The sequence below is a fragment of the Ruminococcus sp. 8Y-12 genome (assembly GCF_058119865.1).
In genome coordinates, this window is the sequence record NZ_CM176623.1 from 1,217,359 (window position 1) to 1,233,975 (window position 16,617).

Here is a 16,617-nt window from a genome sequence, read left to right on the forward strand (position 1 = left end):
AGGTGAAAGAGATGAACTATCTATGGGGCGGTATGATCTTGGTGGGAATCGTATACGGCGCGTTTACGGGAAGGATGCAGGAAGTGACAGACGCGGCGCTGAATTCATCCAAGGAGGCAGTGACTCTTTGTATTACCATGGTGGGGGTCATGTCCCTGTGGGTGGGCGTGATGGAGGTTGCAAGAGAGGCCGGACTTATACAGGCGATGTCTGACAAGATCCGGCCCATTATCCGTTTCCTGTTTCCCGGAATACCGGAGGGGCATGAGGCAAACGAACATATATCTACCAACATGATTGCCAACTTTCTGGGACTTGGCTGGGCAGCTACACCGGCGGGGTTAAAGGCAATGGAGAGCCTGGCACAGCTGGAGGAGGACCGCAGGGCCGGGAGCGCCAGGGCTGTTCCTGCAAAAAAGGGATGGCGTATCCGTCCGGTTCCCAAAGGGACCGCTAGCAAAGAAATGTGTACGTTTTTGATTATCAATATTTCCTCTTTGCAATTGATACCAGTCAATATAATTGCATACAGGAGCCAGTATGGAAGCGGAAATCCCACGGCAGTGGTGGGGCCGGCCATTGTGGCTACGGCGGTGAGCACAGTGGTGGCAGTGGTGTTTTGTAAGGTAATGGACAGGAAGCGGAGAGCGTGAGGCTCTCCGTTTTTATATGGCTTAAGCCAGTTTCCCAGAGGTTTCTTTCTCAACAGAGAAAGGAAAGGTGATTGTGAGAGCCGAGCATGGCACTAGTCTTACTGGTGAAAGTCCAGTCACGGGTATTTACCGCCAAGTGCAGTGAACCACAAGTCAGTATCAGTAATGGTATGGATGGAGGAAGTGGTGTAGCAAAGTTCTTGAGCCTACGTACAGAAACTTGATAAGGCGACTAGGTGGGTATAAGGTTGCTAGGAATCTGCCCTTTCACATATCATAGAGCGTAGAAATAACTTGACACTTAAATCTTACAGATGTAATATTAAAACAAAAAGAGGGGTGATTTTTGATGATTCCGTTATAACCCATGAACTTACGGTACGTTTTGCCGAGGACGGAAGTTTTCAGTATTTAGGGAACAAAATCCTTGGCGGTGGAATTACGCTCATACCAGAATACCAATACCGAATCTCTGTGGGAGAAGGATACCGTTAGACAGGGGATTAGATATTTGTGGTTACTCGATAAAAAGCCTTCATGAGCAGGCAGGAAGGGAAATCTTAATGAAATGGAAGAAGTATTGGGGAATATTTCCCCTTGTGGTTTTTCTTGTTTTGCAATTAAGCATCCTCGTAATAGGATGTTTAACAGAATCTTCTTTAAGAAGTATTCCGGAATTGGTGTTATTTTGGTTTGGCATTTTATCTGTTTTGGTTTTCACTTTTTGGTTAGGCTGCATGCTGTTCAATTGGAACCGAATAAGAAAATTGAAAGGCTTTATGGTATTAAGAGGTGTTTTCCTTGCAGTATTTATTCTTCTGTTAATTGGAACGATGTATTTGGGAATGATTATCAGCGCTTTCAAATATAGACCTGAGCATATTGTAGAGCGCAATGGGATTTTGATGGTTGCCAGTGTAAACAGCTTTCTTCAGAAAATGGTTTATTATTATGAGTATAAAAATCTCCTATTTCATGGAACAGAACAAATTGGCTGGGAAGACTACGGTAACGGCAGCGGTGATCCGCTTGAGCGGGGAGAAGCGCCCGGCAGATGGTTTTTTGAGGATTCGGACGGGAATAAGATAGAAAATGGTGGGGGAAATTAAATAAAAAATGGAACAAAAAATCGGACAATGATTGATAATTTAACCATTTGTCCGATTCTATTTTTGTTTCCAGATATTCCAATCCAATAATATAGAGATTGTTATTTATGCTGCATCACTTCCTGCGGCGCCTTCACTGGCGCTGATGTTGGTGGCAAAAAAGTAGGTATTATCGGCGGCTTTAATTAAGCCGACAAACCATCCATTTACATCATGTCCGTCTACACGTCCGGTTCCGGTTTTTCCGTAAAAGCTTCCGGCTTCGGATGAAGAAAGAAGAATAGAATTTTTCACAGCATTGATATTTTCAGAATCAAAACCAAAATCATTCGTATATAGTTTGGTGAGAAGCCTGACCTGCTCAACGGGAGAAATCTCAAGGGAAGATTCTATCCAATAGTTAGATAAACCATCGCTTATGTTTTGATTGCCATAACCGATTTCATCAATATAGTTAGAAAGGACATCAGCCCCAATCTGTCTGTCTATTGTCTGGAAATACTAGTTTACGGAGGTGTGCATTGCAGTCTGCAGGGTCTGATCAGCGTTCCATGCTTCAAACGGATAGGTTTCCTCATTTCAGGCAAGGAAGGAATTGTCCGGTGATATGATACCTTCTTCTAAACCAAACAGGGCATCATATATTTTGTATGTGGAGTTTGGAGCTGACCGCAAAGTGGCATGTTCTATATGGCTTACGCTCCATCTGTCATCTTTCAAATTATACAGGACAAAGCTGCCTTCATATTTTCCAAAGTATGCAGATAGGTCTGAATGGGAAATATCCTCAGAAGAGGTTATCCATTGATAATGGCTGACTTCCGCCGCGGAGGCAGACAATATTGGCGCAAGTCCTGAAAACAGAATGGCAGCTAATATAAATGCAGCCATGCCCTTTAATTTTTTGCGCAAAGTTAATCAGTGTATTGCCATAATCCTCGTAAGCATCCTCTTCAAGCATCTTTAAAACAGAAGTGTCACAGGCAACTTCCCTGTCATTACGCATTTCCTTCAACGCATGCCATACAAAGGGATTGAACCAATATATGGATACTGCAATACTCATCAGGTAATTGACAATGGCATCTTTATGCCTGTAATGCTGTAGTTCGTTCAACAGCATATACCGCATATCGGATTCCTTATAATCATAAATCAAGTGGATTGGCAGATAAATGCACGGTCTCAACAAGCCCACGATTATAGGTGATTTTAAATACGCGGTGCTGTAAACAGGGATTTTTCTTGTGATTTCCAACTCCTGCAAACATTGCCGATATAATCTGCGGACTTTGGGATTTTGAAGGGGAAGTGCGGATTGCCTGAGTTGGTGTAACCGCACGGTTGATCTGCTTACCAACAGAAGCATTACAAAAATACCTGCTACCCATATGCCTGCTATGATATATCCGGCGGCGGAAGGTGCCCTGCTATTCACGGAAAGCGTAAAATCATTTACCCAATTTAGAGAGCCGTTGAGATTCTCACCGGTAACTTCGCTCACAGTCATTCCTGCATCGGGAAGAGGAGAGCTATACAATGAGGCGCTCCATGCTAATAATTCTGGCAAGCCAGCCAGACGAAACGGCAGAAAAGGAACAGCCAGTAATCCCAGCAGCAGGAACCACAGATTATATTGCATGCGGCTGGACAGGGTGTTTTTGATGAGCCGCTTGGCAGCTAAGAGAAGCCCGATGATTCCGCTGATGAAAGTATTACATATTAAAAAGCATATCATAAAATTAGCCATGTCCGCCACCTTTCTTTGGATGCTTGGAAAGAAGGGAACGAAGTGAGTTTAGTTCTGTTTCAGACAGTTTGTCGTTTTCAATATAGGAAGACAGCATAGCAGTAATGTCTCCATCATAGTAACGATTCAGGAATGAATTGCTTTCCTGGCTGATATATTCACTCTCCTGTACTAACGGTGTATAAACAAATACCCTGCCCTGTTTTTCGTAGGAAAGGGCTCCTTTGGTTACGAGCCGTTTAACTAGGGTCTGAATTGTCTTTGGACTCCATGTTGTATTCTGTAATAGTCTTTCAGTTATTTCATTGGTATTGATTGGTGCATATTTCCAAACAATTTTCATAACTTCAAATTCGGCTTCTGATATTTGCGGCAAGACAGCCATGACAAATCCCCCTATAAATCTTACGTATGTAATATAAATTATATATAGATTTTTGATAATCTTTTTAAATCTTCTTATATGTCCGAATAGCCTTGTTTTATCAGCTATTCGGGCATTTTTACTTTTGAATGATGTTCACGTTTCTAGGTATATCTTCTTATGTTTCCCCTCTCAAACGTGGTAAATATCGTGGTAAATACTTTTATGCTATCAGACGTTGGACTTCTGTTTTGGCACTGTCTATGGACGCATGGGCGTACCAGTTCATTGTGATATTGATACTGGAATGTCCCATGATATACTGTAAGTCCTTTGGGTTCATGTTTCTTTGTGCCAGCTTCGTACAAAATGTATGGCGCAGCGTATGCAGTGTGGTATGTGGTAAGGTAGTGTCATGACACTTGTTATATTTCTCTACAAGACGAGTGAATAACATGCTGTAATCAATCGCAACTTTGGGTTAGCCCTTTTGATTGAGAAATGGGAAATCTGCATAACCGTCTATGACTATCGGCTGTGGCGTTGGGCGATTCTTCATTATCCTTTGGAACACTGTCCGTTGCTACAAGTTTCCATGAATAGACACACTTTGTTTCTCCAAATGCGTCCACATATTTATATAAGTATCTACCGTTTTTTCTCTGGCTCTCTCCATTTTTCAAGACACGACCTTTGTTATCCCGTCTTTTTTCGTTTATGCTGGTTGCTCCTCTCCGTTGTGGAAAGAGCCTTGATATGACTTGTTCCCATAATAACACATATAAGGCTTATTTTCATTAAATAGCGTCTAATTTATCAATGACCTGTTCAAATTGTCGGCGTTTAATCTGAATACGATTACCATTCATAATGAGCCACTTTGCATTTTTATTTTCCCCTGCCAGTCGGCGCAGCTTGTTTTCTCCAATGCGGAAATAACTGGACGCTTCTTCAATGGTAAGGGTGTACTTCTCCCATACGGGAATATCATGGCTACTCATAGAACACCCCCTTTGCCTTGTTTGGTGTCATATTGTACATACGGTATCAGTTCCTCACAGTCTATCCGCTGTAAATGTTCTGCCAGCTTGCTGGCAAGGGCTGGGCTGTATCGGGCTTTGGAAACCACCTTTTTCAGCTAAAAGGCTATGTGTTAACGCTTTTAGAGTGAACATATATTTTTTAACCGCTTATTTAAACAAGTAATTAGCCCTATTACGCTTAATTCTATTTACAAGCATATAATAACGCTACTACACTTATTTGTTAACAATTTTTCTTGACTTAATCAAATAAATTAAGTGTGATATATTTATAAAATGGTTAAAAGGAGAAAATACAACATGAATTATCGGCTTTTAGGAGAAAATATACAGAGAGCAACAAAGTTACGGGGAATGAACCAGCAGGAATTGGCGGACACAATCGGTATCAATATGCAGAGCCTTTCCAAGATTCAAAGAGGGGTCAACTATCCAACCTTTGACACACTGGAAAAGATAACTGCCACACTGGGAGTAACCCCCAATGAGTTATTGTCTGGGGATTGGAAGAACAAGGCGCACATGGAACAGGACATCTTGAAGTTTAGACCTAGATAATAAAGTCCAATATGCACTCTTGATAAATTATAGTTATCTAGGGCTTTTTATAAATAAAATTTCGTTTTATCTTGACAATTATTTTATCATTCAATATAATAAAACACATGAACAACTATTCATATGTTTTGCGGCGAAAGGGTGATAAAAATGAAATACGATGTTTATGCAAAAGCCATTTGGTTTATCTTTTATAAAGATTGTTTTAATGCTTTAGCAGAGAAAAATATTTTAATTAATCGACAATTCAAACGCAGTTGTAAAAACGAATATAAAAATATGATTGAGAACACACCATCAATCGGTAGTATGAAAGAAAATACAATGTCTTTAATTTTATTGTTTGCATGTATGATTTTTTCAATTTATAAAACATGTGATATTGATTTAACTTCAAACGATGTTAGAAATATGTTTCAAAAAATTGAACTAAATCCAATTATGAGTAAATTTTCAAAGAAATCTGTGTTTACTGAAAAATGGCAATCTCGCAGACAAGCTATGGCAAAAAGGTCATTAAAGAATAAGTTTGAATATGACTGGCAATTTGAACTCGTACGAGGTACTAGTTTAAACGAATTTAAACTACGATTTTTCACATGTGGTATCTGCAAATTAGCTATAAGAGAAAATGCTAATGACATTGTAAAAGAACTATGCAGATTTGATCATTGGATGGCTGAAAAAATGGGAGCAGCACTGGTAAGAAATCAAACCATAGCAGATGGAAGTCCCACTTGCGAATTTAATTATCACAAAACGGAAATATAATTATTCTATTAGTGAACCCTCATCAAATGAGTTGAAAGGAGTTTTCTATGAAAAAAGAATTTATACTAGAAGGACTAACTTGTTCCAATTGTCCGCACCCCCACTCGTATATTATCATTTAATATTACACTTCCGAAATCCAATGTCCTTCATAGCTGAGTTCCCCGATAGACTTATAACCGCCACCAAACAGAAGCGTTTCTGGCATATTCTTTGAATCCACAACTTATTAAAATCTTTTGTGATGAAATGCAATCAACATCTGTTTCTGTATTGATGTGCCTGACGCCATCCTGCTGGAAAGCCCAATCGCAAAAGGCCTGAACCGTTTCTGTCATGTAACCATTATGCTTGAAATCACGACCTAAACCATTAATAAATCTTTCATCGTTTTCTACTCTAAACTGTACGTCTTATCTGAATTCCGATCTGTTATACTTTATTTCAAGTTCCATCTTCCCGCTTTCAGTTCGGTCAATTCTAATTTTCCAGTTTGACAAACGGAAAGTTTTCAATTCAGCATACTTTGGATTTATCTGCTGATTATGTTCTTTAACCCTGTTGCCTTTCTTTCACAGGGTCTTTGCCTTTTAGAATCAGCATGATGTTTTCTGCATTCATCTAGGCAATCAATACCAGATGGTGCCGAACTAGATGAGGAGATTGGGAAACTGATGGAACTGACAAAGTTCAGGGGAGATATTGTGCTCTACCTTCCAGAAACTTTTGAATAGCAGACCAGGTCTGTTGGCGGTTATATGTTTCACTATTTATCCTCTACATATTCCATAATATCTGATACACTACATTGGAGAATAGAACATAATTGATAGTATTTGTGCTTATGCTGTTTCCATTTGAGATGGAGTAATAGGTAGCTTTAGAAAATCCCTGTTTAAACAGCGTATATGATGTAACCCCTTTTTTGGACATTGTTTCAAATAGTGTTCTATAGCTTATCATTTTGCCTTCCCTATGCTTTCTTTTTATTAAGTCACTGTAAATTTGTACTCGGATATTAAAAATGTACGAATATCTGAGCGTAATATATGTATGAAAACCCGAGTATAACAAGAAAGGATGAGAAGATGAAGTTTACGGACCTTGTATTTGAAAGAGCTACCATCCGAGGAATAGGAAGTTATTTATTGTATGGACAATCGCCGGGAAATGAGACAAGAGATTATGATACACGGTTAGGTGATGCCTATATGGAGTACGAAAAAACAGCGTTACAGTGTGAGAAGCAGGAAAAGTCAGCACTTATTGAGGCGGCAGATGTATTAACAAGCGAAACAGCGAATGTTTATACAGAGATTGGGCCGCAGGCGGGGCTTTTATTGATGCAAGACATGATGGAGAACCAGGGGGTGCAGAGGAAGTGTGAGGCGGAAACAGTTCATTACAGGATCATGTATGATTTGCTATTTAGGGAAGTTACCAGCGCTTGGAAGGCCCTGCAGGATCCATACGGTGAAAACGTGAGTAAAGCAGTTGATATTTTAAAAGAAGGTCAGTGCAGAGCAGAAGAGGCGTTTATTAAATCGGAGTGATGAGTATGAATATTGACAAAACTAATACAATTAGTTAATATTTAATTGTATTAGTTTTGGAGGAACATACATTATGGCAAGAGTGGGTCTTGACAAGAATGTTGTGGTAGAAAAAGCCGCACAGTTAGCAAATACAATAGGGTATGAGGCAATCACCATGAAAATCCTGGCGGACAGTTTAAATGTCCAGACCCCGTCCCTTTATAACCACATCAAAGGACTGGATGACCTGCAGAATGAATTAATGCTCTATGGCTGGCGGAACATGGAAGAGCGGATGTTAAGAGCCGCGGCCGGGGTCAGCGGGTATGAGGCCTGGGAAGCAATCTGCAGAGCCTTTTACAAATATGCAACAGAAAATCCCGGTGTTTTCAGCGCTATGCTCTGGTATAACAAATACAAAAGCGATGCAGCCAGGGATGTTACAGAAGGGATATTTTCCATCTGGGTTAAGATTACATCCTCACTACATATTTCAGAAGAAAACTGTAACCACCTGATACGCACATTCCGGGCTTTTTTAGAAGGTTTTTCACTGTTAGCGAATAATAATGCATTTGGACATCCGTTGCCAGTGGAGGAGAGCTTTGAACTTTCCCTGAAAGTGCTGAAAGCAGGTATGAAAGAATTGGAGGAGTAAATCATGGTGCTCGGATTTGCTGGATGCATCCGGAAATATTTCTATAAAAAAGGTATGTGAGTACACCAGTATGTGCCAGAGGCAAATGGAGCGCCTGTTTATGCAGAATATAGGCATTTCCATCAAACGGACAGCCGATTTGGTGCGGTATCAAAATGTATTGCAGGATTTACAGGGCATTCTGCAGCCTGGGCGGCTGCGGCAATGTGCTTTTTGCTGCTACTATGAAATTAGTAAGAAAAAAGAGAGGAGAAAAGTAATATGAAAAAACGTGTAGGTGTAGGTTCCATATCATTATTGCTCGTTATCATTGCACTTGTTTGGAGTTATAGCATTTTTGGGTTTTGTCTGGGGGACAAAGTCTTGAGTGCCCTTCATTTACCAGTGTGGTCAAATGGAAACGAACAGATTAAAAATACATTTTCGATTGTTCCTCTAAAAGGAAGTAGTATTCATTATACAGCATATTATTCCCTTATATTACTATTACCGGCTTTGGCATTGGCTATAAAAAATAGTAAATTTTCGTGTCATTCTCAACGTATTTTATGTGAACGCTAAAGTGCCGCAAAGCCGCATGGTTGCTGGGTTTTGCTGCCTTTTCCATGCCCTTGTGGAAAGCGCTATTTTCGGTGAAATGGTGCCCAAATGGTGCCCACATTCCCTGAAAGCCTTTGAGAAGCTATGAAACACGCTGCCGGGATATGCCGTTACAGCGTCATTTCAGGGGCTTTTCTCTTAGGCGTCTGTTTATCCTGTTTCGGGGTGGTTTTCCGTTCCTGTTTGGGCTGGGGGTGGACGGCGGCATGGTAGGCGTCCAGCACTTCTTTCTTGCGTTCCAGACGCACATCAACATAACGGGCCGTGACTGCCTCAAAGTTCATGGAGAGACCCAGCGACGCGCCGATACCGGCGAGAGTATGGCCCAGCACTTCGCCCACCGTGTAAAAGTCGCCGGTGAGCTGGTGCATGTTCGTTGCCGCCGTGTGCCGTAAGTCATGGTAGCGAATATGTGGCATATCGAGGCCAGCCAACAGCTTCCCAAATCCGGTTGAAATCCAGTTAGCCGCTTGGGGTGCGCCGTTGGGCTTGCAGATTACAAGGTCGTTATCATAGTACGGCTTGCCCGCTTTAGTGGCCTCCTGCTTTTCCTGTTGAAGCCGCGTAAACTGCCGTTCAAAGAAAGGCCGGGCAACGTCGGTAATGGGCAAGCGCCGCCCGTTAGATTTAGGCGGAGCCATTTCCTCAATGACCGTCGTTTTCGGCGGTACATGGAAAGGCAGCTGTTCCACCACGTCAAAGGTTCCCTTTTCCAAATCGACGTTGCGCCAGCGCAGCCCCAAAACCTCGGAACGCCGCATACCATACAGGCCGCCCAACACAACCGGCATTTCCCATTCTGTCCCGGCCACGCGCTCCATAAGGGCGCGTACCTGTTCGGGCGTGTAGGGGTCAGGTGTCTTGTCGCCCTTGCCAAACTTGGTTAAGGTGTCGCGGGCGGCGTTGGATTCGATAAAGTGATACTTGCGGGCATGGTTGAGCGCAACGCTTAATACGCGCTTGGCTCCCGCCGCCGTGCTGGGTTTCAGGCCCTTGTCGATAATGTCTTGAAACATCTTGTCAACGGTCTGCCCGGACAGCTGATTTAAGGGGACATTGCCAATGTACGGCACAATGTAATTTTTAATCGTGCGCTTGTAGCCGTCATAGGTGCTGGGCCGCAAATTCACGCGGGCGTAACTTTCTACCCATTCTTCTAGGTAGTCCTTGACGGTCTGCCGCCGCTGCTCCTTGACGGTTGCGGCAAAGGTGGGAGCTTGCAGTTTAGCCTTGATCTCCGCTTCGTGTCCCTCGGCCTCCTTGCGGGTCAGAAAGCCCTTTTTAGAGTAGGTGGCCTTTTTGCCGTCCGGCGTCGAGTATTTGATATTTACATCATACACGGTGCCAGCCCTGCCGGTCAAGTTCCCGTTGGCGTCACGCTTATTCTTTACTTTGCGGGGTGCTACTGCCATAGGCTACGCCTCCCTTGCAACGCGGACGGGAACCTTATTCCGGTTATACCAGTCCCAGATTGCATTTTCACAAAGCAGGCGGCGGTTGCCATTCTGGACAAATTCGATTTCTCCGGCGTCCATTAGCTCCCGCAATTTGTGTTCCCCAATTCCGCTAATCTTGCTCATTTGTTCCACGGTTTTCAACAGTGGGAACAGTTCAACAGGCGGTGTGGATTGCTTTTTTGCAGCCATAGCGCCGCGCCTCCTTTCCATAAAATGAACGGGAAAAACCGCGCCGGTGTGAACGTGTCCGCATATCCGAAAGGGTGCGGCTCGTCTGAATTGGCGCGGTTATCCCGTATTAACTCGTTTCGATTGTGCTAAGTATCTTAATGGATTGCCCGGACGGACAAGCGGCCTGCCTGTCCTCATTGGAGTTTCACCACGGCCCATGCTGATGGGTGCGCCGTCCCTTTACTTGACGTTAGCCAGACGGAAGTATCATTACATACAGATCATTGCCACAGGACGGCCCCGTCCTGCTTGCGGCGTTGGTAGTGTGCGCTCCCTTTTCTCCATAGCCTCTAAAATATCGCCTCCTTACCGGCTGGAAAAAGATTATGGCGTACCCGCCGCCCGGCTCCCTGTACCCTGCCCGCGCAGGTATGTATCCGGGTTATCCTATTCAATTTTCAATGTACCATTGGAGGGGCGGGGGAATTACTGCCCCTCTTATTAACCACTTGATTTTTGGGCCTGAATCGGCACCGCTTACAGCGATTTTTTCAAATAATTTGCTAAGTCTTGGAGGCCGCGATCAATAGCCTTGCGGACAGAGCTTTCATTGACGCCCTCGGCCTTGGCAATTTCAGTTTTGCTCATGCCTAAAAAGAAAAAGGCATACAGACGCTTGGCCTGCTTGTCCGGCAAAGAAGCAAAGGCGGCGTACAGCTCGGCCACGACCGCCTTATGTATCAATGCTTCCTCCGGGGTCATGGGCTTTTCCACGGTGTCGTATTCTATACCGTCGCCACGGTCAAGGGAGTAATACGCCTTGTGATAGCCCAGCCGGTTCCAATAGTTTTTTTCCTCACGCTTGCTTTCCAGAAGTACCGCGCCGATTTCGTCCGATACTTCCACAAGGGCGTCACAGGTATAGTAAGGGTAAAAATCCCGCAAATTGATAATCATAGTATTTTCCTCCATTTCGATTGTTTGGGGTTAATTTGCGACAATCGAAACGGGGGCGGCGGGGAGCGACAGCGCAGCATAATGGGCGCAAAAAAGCCCGGCTGCAAAACGCAGTCGGGCGTACATGAAGCTACAAATATAAAATGATGATATGTGTATTCACCTATGAAACCGGAAAATCCCGTGGCGGGGAGAGGGCTTTTTTTAGCAAGTTGCTAATTGTCGGATTTTGTCGATATAAAAACAACACGGCGATACCCCCTAAAATACCGCCGTGTCCTTAGAAAAGGGCGACCCTAACACACCCTCCGTATTCTTATTTTTCAAAAAGAAAACGGCGGATTGAAATGAATATTTCAAAACCGCCTTTAGTGCTTATTATACAAGAACGTCATTAAAGGACGGTTTTGTGTGTTAGAAAAAAAGAACCGATAACCGCATTTTCTAATCTGCGTGTTATCGGCTCTGCGTCTTTGCGTCTGGCTCTTTGATAACGGATAAATTCAGTTGTTGTATATTGATTAGCGTTTCGTGCTTACACTTCGGGCAATGTAACGGGAAGTTTTCAAGTATCGTATCTTCCCGGATTTGTAAGCGCGTTTTACTTCCACATATAGGGCATAATACCCATTCATAGTTCATCACACCAACTCCTTTGTTTAATTCCTCATGTGCTATAACCTTTCGATATGCTGTAACATCATCATATCTGGCATATCAAGGAAACCTGTTTTTGTGTATAATTTTCTGCCGGGTTTGGAAGTTTCTAAATAAATCTTTGTTATGTTTCTCTGAACCGCCTGCCCGACAAGCCATTTCACAATCAATTCCCCAATTCCATTCCCTCGAAATTGTGGGCAGGTATAGATATTCATTAAATATGCACATTGCCCGGAAATATTGTCTGGGGAGGGCATTTCTTGATATAAGCAGATACCACCACATCCGACAACCTCATTTTCTTTATAGGCAAAGCAAGCAATATGCCCGCCAGCCGGTAATGCGGATTGATAATATAATCTGTTTGCCTGTTCCAATTCTTCCGTAGTTTGACCGTCTGGAATGGAAAACACCTCATGCAACACTTTCATACGCCATTTCATAAGCAGGTCAATATCATTAAGTTCTGCTTTTCGTATCTCAATAGCCATAATTACGCATCTGCTTTCATAACAACCGGCAGCCTTGCCGTGTCTGGTTTACCGTTGCTGTTAAGTGGGATTTGTGGCATTTTTACAATGTATTCCGGTATCATAAAAGCGGCAAGGTTTTCCGAAAGTTCTTTCCGTACTTGGGACACCCTCATATCCTGTGCAGATGGAACGATATAAGCGGTCATATAAGAAAGCCCGTCCTCGTCCGTAAATGCCCTTACAACAGCCTGCTCTACACCGTTACACTGATAGAGCCTTGCTTCCACTTCCATTACCTCAACACGTTTTCCGTAGATCATAACCTGCGTGTCCTTGCGACGAAGAAAAGCAAGATCGCCGTTTGGGAGAAAATAGCCTAAATCGCCGCTGTGATAGACGATATTTCTGTTTGATGTATGTTCAAACGCTTTGTTTTCTTCTGCGTGATCTCCAATATATCCGTTTGAAACACCGTCCCCGTAAATACAGATTTCACCTGTTTCACCGTCTGCCAGTTCTGTGCCGTCTGCGCCTATGATAAAGATTTTTGCCCCCGTAACAGGCTTGCCAATGGGATATGTGCCGTCTTTTAGAACTGTACCGCCATTGCAACGATAATAGGAAGCGCAAACCGTAGTTTCAGATGGCCCGTATGTATTATATACTTCTGCCTGTTTCAATAGGCGGTCAACATAAGCTCCACGAAGTATATCACCGCCGCTTATCAAAAGACGTAGGCAAGCAGGAATGTGGGGCAAGTGGTTCAATTCAGCTAAAAGATAGGGGAAACCGCTAATCATTGTCACTTGATACCGTTCCACGAATTTCATTAAAGACTTCACATCTTCTTTATCTTCCGGGGACGGAATAGCAAGGGCAGCACCATTCAGAAGGCTTGCAAAAACTTCTTCTACAAAAATGTCAAAGGAGCATACAGAATATTGCAGCATAATATCTTTTGTCGTTGGCTTAAATTCATTTGCAAATGCTTTGACATAATGGCAGACGTTACGATTTGTTACACAAATGCCCTTGGGCCGTCCTGTTGTGCCAGAGGTATAAAGCACATAGGCGGGAAGTTCAGGGTTCCCTGCGTCCGATCTTTCAAAAGCAGGGTTTTCCACTCCGCAGATTTCACAATCCGTAAGCCGTACCTCAAAATCACTTAGTTTATCGGTAAAAGATGTTTCGGTCAAAATAAAATCTACCTTTGCTTCCTCCATCATATAGCGTATTCTTCCCGTAGGAAAACTCGGCTCTGCCGGAACATACCTTGCACCGCATTTTAATACCGCTAATATCGCGGCAATCATTTCCGCACGGTGGCTCATAACAATTCCAACACTGGTGATCTTCGCCGGAAAGCTCCCTGCGATTAAATCCACCAGATCAGAAAGTTCCCCGAAAGTCATAGTCCGGCCATTTTCAATAATTGCCGGGTTACTTTTGTTTTCTGTAACCACATTCTGAAAAAGTGAATAAATTGTATTCATAAAATCCTCCGTTTTTCTATTCTTCTAAATCTTTTTGACAGGCCGGACAATACACGCTGCTCCTGCCGCCAACTACAATACGGAAAAGCGTTGCCTCACATTTTGGACAGGGCTTGCCCTCCTGACCGTAAACTTGTAAAAATGGTGTATTGCGGTAGTCCTGCCCTTTGGTTTTCAAATATTCCTCCTGTGTCATTTTATTAACTTCAATAAAATGACACAGGCATTCCGGGATAGCGGCGGCGAGCCGTTCCCATTCAGCACGCTTCAAACTGTTTGCCGGACGCGCCGGATATATCCCCGCCGCAAATAAAATCTCGTCCGAATAGATATTGCCAATACCTGCAACAACACCTTGATCTAACAGACATTCTTTCACCGTTTTTTTGCGTTTTCCAAAATGGGCGTTCAGATATTCAGCGGTAAAATCGGAAGAAAACGGCTCTACTCCTAATCTGTCAATTCCACTGTATGTATCGGTTTCACCATTTTGTAGCAGCCAAAAACGTCCAAATCGGCGTGTGTCGGAAAATCGCAGTTCCCTTTTATTGCTTAACTGAAAAACAATATGAGTATGTTTTTCTTCCGGGAAGTCTGCCGGGGTTAGCAGCAAGCAGCCTGTCATTCGTAAATGTAAAACGATATGATCGCCGCTATGAAGTATAAAAATTAAAAACTTTCCTCGGCGTACCATATGGGAGATTGTTTGTCCTGTAAGCAAATCAGAAAACACATTTGCGGTAGGATATGCGATTACTTCCGGGCGGTTGACCGTTACATTCTCAATGGTAAGTTCCTGTATCTGCGGCTCAATAATGCTCTTGATTGTTTCTATTTCGGGCAGTTCAGGCATTGTTTTCACCTCTTTTTCTTGCCGATTTCTTAATCTCACTGTGATAGAAATAGTTGACGATAACGGGCGGCGCGTCAAAAGGGCGGCTCATGCTGTCATCATTTGTTACATAGTCAAGGCCAATTTCGGTTGCGTATGCTTTTAATTCTGTGTCGAGCAGTTCCCAATAGCTGCGGTTTCCATCACGGTAAATCTCTCGATAGAGTGGGAGTAAATGCGGGTATTTATTTTGTATGTAGTCCAAAATAACCGTTTTGTAGCTGCCGCGTAGGTTGAGATTTTCAAGCCAAATTAAATTACATTGTTTTTTCACACGCTGGATAATCGCTTTTATATCCGTAATGCCGGGGAAGATCGGTGATACAAAACAGGTGGTACGAATACCCGCGCGATAAAACGCTTCCATAGCGGCAAGCCGCCGATCAATAGACACCGCGCTATCCATATCAGACTTAAAATCTTCGTCTAATGTGTTGATAGACCACGAAACGCGGGTTTCCGGGAAAGTTTTTATCAAATCCAAATCACGCAATATCAAATCACTTTTTGTTGCAATACTGATCTTTGCGCCGCTTCCCTTTAACTGCATAAGCAAGGCTCGTGTCCGCCCGTATATTTTTTCCTGCGGAAGATAGGGGTCGGTAACAGAGCCGATAAACAATTCTTTTCCTGCGTATTTCTTCGGGTTCTTGATTTCCGGCCAATGTTTTACATCTAAAAAGGTTCCCCACGGTTCCGCATGGCCTGTAAACCGCTTCATAAAGGACGCATAGCAATATTGGCAGCCATGCGTACAGCCCACATAAGGATTGACAGAATATTCACACACAGGCAAGTTGGATTTTGAAAGAATATTCTTTACTTCGATTTCTTGTATGATCGGAATATTCATATTCACCATTCCCCCATGTGGATATGACCGTCCGGGTAGGTGGGGTACTGCTCTAAAATCAATTCGTCCTCTTTCGGATACCCAATCCCAATAAAGCATGGGGTCATCCAACCACTCGGCACACCAAGTTTTTCAAGCACAATGTTGTGTTCCTTGTTTAGCGGAATGCGTAAGGAGTAACCAAGCCCCTCGTTGATAACGGCAAGCATAATATTTTCAGCAACGCACCATGCAGTAGTAAGTGGATTTAGCTTGCTCACCCATTCGGCGTTAAGCCTGCTGCATTTGAACAGTGGGACGATCACATACGGACAATCAAGCAACATGGTATATTGCCTCGGCATAGCATACGCATACATCTTTTGTGCTAAATTGAGTTTCCTGTTTTCGTACTTTTTCGTATCAAATTTTTCCGCTATGAATTTAGCGTAGCTAAAAGCAATTTCTTTTTCTTCCTTTGTATGAAGAACAATGAATTGCCAGTTTCGGTAGTGATCCCAAGATGGCGCTTTCATGCCAGCTTCAATAATCCTTTTTATCGCTTCAAAATCAACTTCCTTATCCGTCCATTCCCGGCTTGTTCTTCGTTTATTGATAACTTCATTAAAATCCATTTTGAT

General features: G+C 43.1%; 22 protein-coding genes and 3 pseudogenes. 8 read left to right on the top strand and 17 right to left on the bottom strand.

Annotation, left to right across the window (positions count from 1 at the left end; genetic code table 11):
• Window positions 1-11: 11 nt before the first annotated feature.
• The 3 genes from AC0THY_RS04295 to AC0THY_RS04305 all read left to right on the top strand — a co-directional run bounded on the left by AC0THY_RS04295 (window position 12) and on the right by AC0THY_RS04305 (window position 1,762).
• Entirely contained in the window at window positions 12-653 is a 642-nt protein-coding gene (locus tag AC0THY_RS04295; RefSeq protein ID WP_489993229.1) for a nucleoside recognition protein, read from the top strand.
• Window positions 654-992: 339 nt separating this feature from the next.
• Window positions 993-1,148, top strand: a complete 156-nt coding sequence (locus AC0THY_RS04300; RefSeq protein WP_489993230.1) for a DUF6070 family protein — start codon at window positions 993-995, stop codon at window positions 1,146-1,148.
• A 68-nt stretch (window positions 1,149-1,216) separates the two neighbouring features.
• On the top strand, window positions 1,217-1,762 hold the full coding sequence (locus AC0THY_RS04305) for a hypothetical protein (protein WP_489993231.1): 546 nt from the start codon (window positions 1,217-1,219) through the stop codon (window positions 1,760-1,762).
• Window positions 1,763-1,867: 105 nt separating this feature from the next.
• Here AC0THY_RS04305 and AC0THY_RS04310 read toward each other — a convergent pair whose 3' ends face one another.
• The 7 genes and pseudogenes from AC0THY_RS04310 to AC0THY_RS04340 all read right to left on the bottom strand — a co-directional run.
• Window positions 1,868-2,251 carry a penicillin-binding transpeptidase domain-containing protein gene (locus AC0THY_RS04310; protein WP_489994142.1) on the bottom strand — a complete coding sequence of 128 codons (384 nt, stop codon included), beginning with the start codon at window positions 2,249-2,251 and terminating at the stop codon, window positions 1,868-1,870.
• A 298-nt stretch (window positions 2,252-2,549) separates the two neighbouring features.
• Window positions 2,550-3,512 carry a M56 family metallopeptidase gene (locus AC0THY_RS04315; RefSeq protein WP_489993232.1) on the bottom strand — a complete coding sequence of 321 codons (963 nt, stop codon included), beginning with the start codon at window positions 3,510-3,512 and terminating at the stop codon, window positions 2,550-2,552.
• Window positions 3,505-3,897 carry a BlaI/MecI/CopY family transcriptional regulator gene (locus AC0THY_RS04320; RefSeq protein ID WP_489993233.1) on the bottom strand — a complete coding sequence of 131 codons (393 nt, stop codon included), beginning with the start codon at window positions 3,895-3,897 and terminating at the stop codon, window positions 3,505-3,507. The genes AC0THY_RS04315 and AC0THY_RS04320 overlap by 8 nt, the downstream gene beginning before the upstream one ends.
• A 202-nt stretch (window positions 3,898-4,099) precedes the next feature.
• A pseudogene (locus tag AC0THY_RS04325) lies at window positions 4,100-4,447 on the bottom strand (tyrosine-type recombinase/integrase); the annotation flags it as partial.
• 40 nt (window positions 4,448-4,487) lie between these two features.
• Window positions 4,488-4,655, bottom strand: a pseudogene (locus AC0THY_RS04330) (integrase DNA-binding domain-containing protein); the annotation flags it as partial.
• 18 nt (window positions 4,656-4,673) lie between these two features.
• The gene (locus AC0THY_RS04335) at window positions 4,674-4,877 is read right to left on the bottom strand and encodes an excisionase (RefSeq protein ID WP_489993234.1); all 204 of its coding nucleotides are present in this window, start codon (window positions 4,875-4,877) and stop codon (window positions 4,674-4,676) included.
• Window positions 4,874-5,005, bottom strand: a pseudogene (locus AC0THY_RS04340) (replication initiation factor domain-containing protein); the annotation flags it as partial. The pseudogene AC0THY_RS04340 and the gene AC0THY_RS04335, both read right to left, overlap by 4 nt.
• Window positions 5,006-5,219: 214 nt before the next feature.
• Here AC0THY_RS04340 and AC0THY_RS04345 point away from each other — a divergent pair.
• Complete coding sequence (locus AC0THY_RS04345) at window positions 5,220-5,477, top strand: helix-turn-helix domain-containing protein (protein ID WP_489993235.1); 258 nt, start codon at window positions 5,220-5,222, stop codon at window positions 5,475-5,477.
• Between the two features lie 150 nt (window positions 5,478-5,627).
• Window positions 5,628-6,248, top strand: coding sequence for an L-2-amino-thiazoline-4-carboxylic acid hydrolase (locus tag AC0THY_RS04350; protein WP_489993236.1), 621 nt, complete (start codon window positions 5,628-5,630; stop codon window positions 6,246-6,248).
• A gap of 173 nt (window positions 6,249-6,421) precedes the next feature.
• Here AC0THY_RS04350 and AC0THY_RS04355 read toward each other — a convergent pair whose 3' ends face one another.
• Window positions 6,422-6,625 (bottom strand): GNAT family N-acetyltransferase, encoded by a 204-nt coding sequence (locus tag AC0THY_RS04355; protein WP_489994143.1) that lies wholly within the window; start codon window positions 6,623-6,625, stop codon window positions 6,422-6,424.
• Window positions 6,626-7,459: 834 nt separating this feature from the next.
• On the opposite strand from AC0THY_RS04355, the gene AC0THY_RS04360 reads away from it, so the two are divergent.
• The 3 genes from AC0THY_RS04360 to AC0THY_RS04370 all read left to right on the top strand — a co-directional run bounded on the left by AC0THY_RS04360 (window position 7,460) and on the right by AC0THY_RS04370 (window position 9,002).
• Window positions 7,460-7,801, top strand: a complete 342-nt coding sequence (locus AC0THY_RS04360) for a hypothetical protein (protein ID WP_489993237.1) — start codon at window positions 7,460-7,462, stop codon at window positions 7,799-7,801.
• 73 nt (window positions 7,802-7,874) lie between these two features.
• Entirely contained in the window at window positions 7,875-8,441 is a 567-nt protein-coding gene (locus tag AC0THY_RS04365) for a TetR/AcrR family transcriptional regulator (RefSeq protein ID WP_489993238.1), read from the top strand.
• 261 nt (window positions 8,442-8,702) lie between these two features.
• Window positions 8,703-9,002: a hypothetical protein gene (locus AC0THY_RS04370; protein WP_489993239.1), complete on the top strand. Its 300-nt coding sequence runs from the start codon at window positions 8,703-8,705 to the stop codon at window positions 9,000-9,002.
• Between the two features lie 149 nt (window positions 9,003-9,151).
• Here AC0THY_RS04370 and AC0THY_RS04375 read toward each other — a convergent pair whose 3' ends face one another.
• From AC0THY_RS04375 to AC0THY_RS04415, 9 genes are all read right to left on the bottom strand, one after another.
• Window positions 9,152-10,453, bottom strand: coding sequence for a tyrosine-type recombinase/integrase (locus tag AC0THY_RS04375; RefSeq protein WP_489993240.1), 1,302 nt, complete (start codon window positions 10,451-10,453; stop codon window positions 9,152-9,154).
• Between the two features lie 3 nt (window positions 10,454-10,456).
• Window positions 10,457-10,687, bottom strand: a complete 231-nt coding sequence (locus tag AC0THY_RS04380) for a DNA-binding protein (protein ID WP_489993241.1) — start codon at window positions 10,685-10,687, stop codon at window positions 10,457-10,459.
• A gap of 519 nt (window positions 10,688-11,206) precedes the next feature.
• The gene (locus tag AC0THY_RS04385; protein WP_489993242.1) at window positions 11,207-11,626 is read right to left on the bottom strand and encodes an RNA polymerase sigma factor; all 420 of its coding nucleotides are present in this window, start codon (window positions 11,624-11,626) and stop codon (window positions 11,207-11,209) included.
• Window positions 11,627-12,082: 456 nt separating this feature from the next.
• Window positions 12,083-12,268, bottom strand: coding sequence for a cysteine-rich KTR domain-containing protein (locus AC0THY_RS04390; RefSeq protein WP_489993243.1), 186 nt, complete (start codon window positions 12,266-12,268; stop codon window positions 12,083-12,085).
• Window positions 12,269-12,300: 32 nt separating this feature from the next.
• A complete protein-coding gene (locus tag AC0THY_RS04395) occupies window positions 12,301-12,777 on the bottom strand; it encodes a GNAT family N-acetyltransferase (protein WP_489993244.1) in 477 nt (158 codons plus the stop codon).
• 2 nt (window positions 12,778-12,779) lie between these two features.
• A complete protein-coding gene (locus AC0THY_RS04400; RefSeq protein WP_489993245.1) occupies window positions 12,780-14,252 on the bottom strand; it encodes an amino acid adenylation domain-containing protein in 1,473 nt (490 codons plus the stop codon).
• 16 nt (window positions 14,253-14,268) lie between these two features.
• Window positions 14,269-15,105, bottom strand: coding sequence for a bifunctional DNA-formamidopyrimidine glycosylase/DNA-(apurinic or apyrimidinic site) lyase (mutM, locus tag AC0THY_RS04405; RefSeq protein ID WP_489993246.1), 837 nt, complete (start codon window positions 15,103-15,105; stop codon window positions 14,269-14,271).
• Window positions 15,098-16,006, bottom strand: coding sequence for a radical SAM mobile pair protein B (locus AC0THY_RS04410; protein ID WP_489993247.1), 909 nt, complete (start codon window positions 16,004-16,006; stop codon window positions 15,098-15,100). Before AC0THY_RS04410 ends, mutM begins: the two co-directional genes overlap by 8 nt.
• Window positions 16,000-16,611: a nitroreductase family protein gene (locus tag AC0THY_RS04415; protein WP_489993248.1), complete on the bottom strand. Its 612-nt coding sequence runs from the start codon at window positions 16,609-16,611 to the stop codon at window positions 16,000-16,002. The genes AC0THY_RS04410 and AC0THY_RS04415 overlap by 7 nt, the downstream gene beginning before the upstream one ends.
• Window positions 16,612-16,617 lie beyond the last annotated feature (6 nt).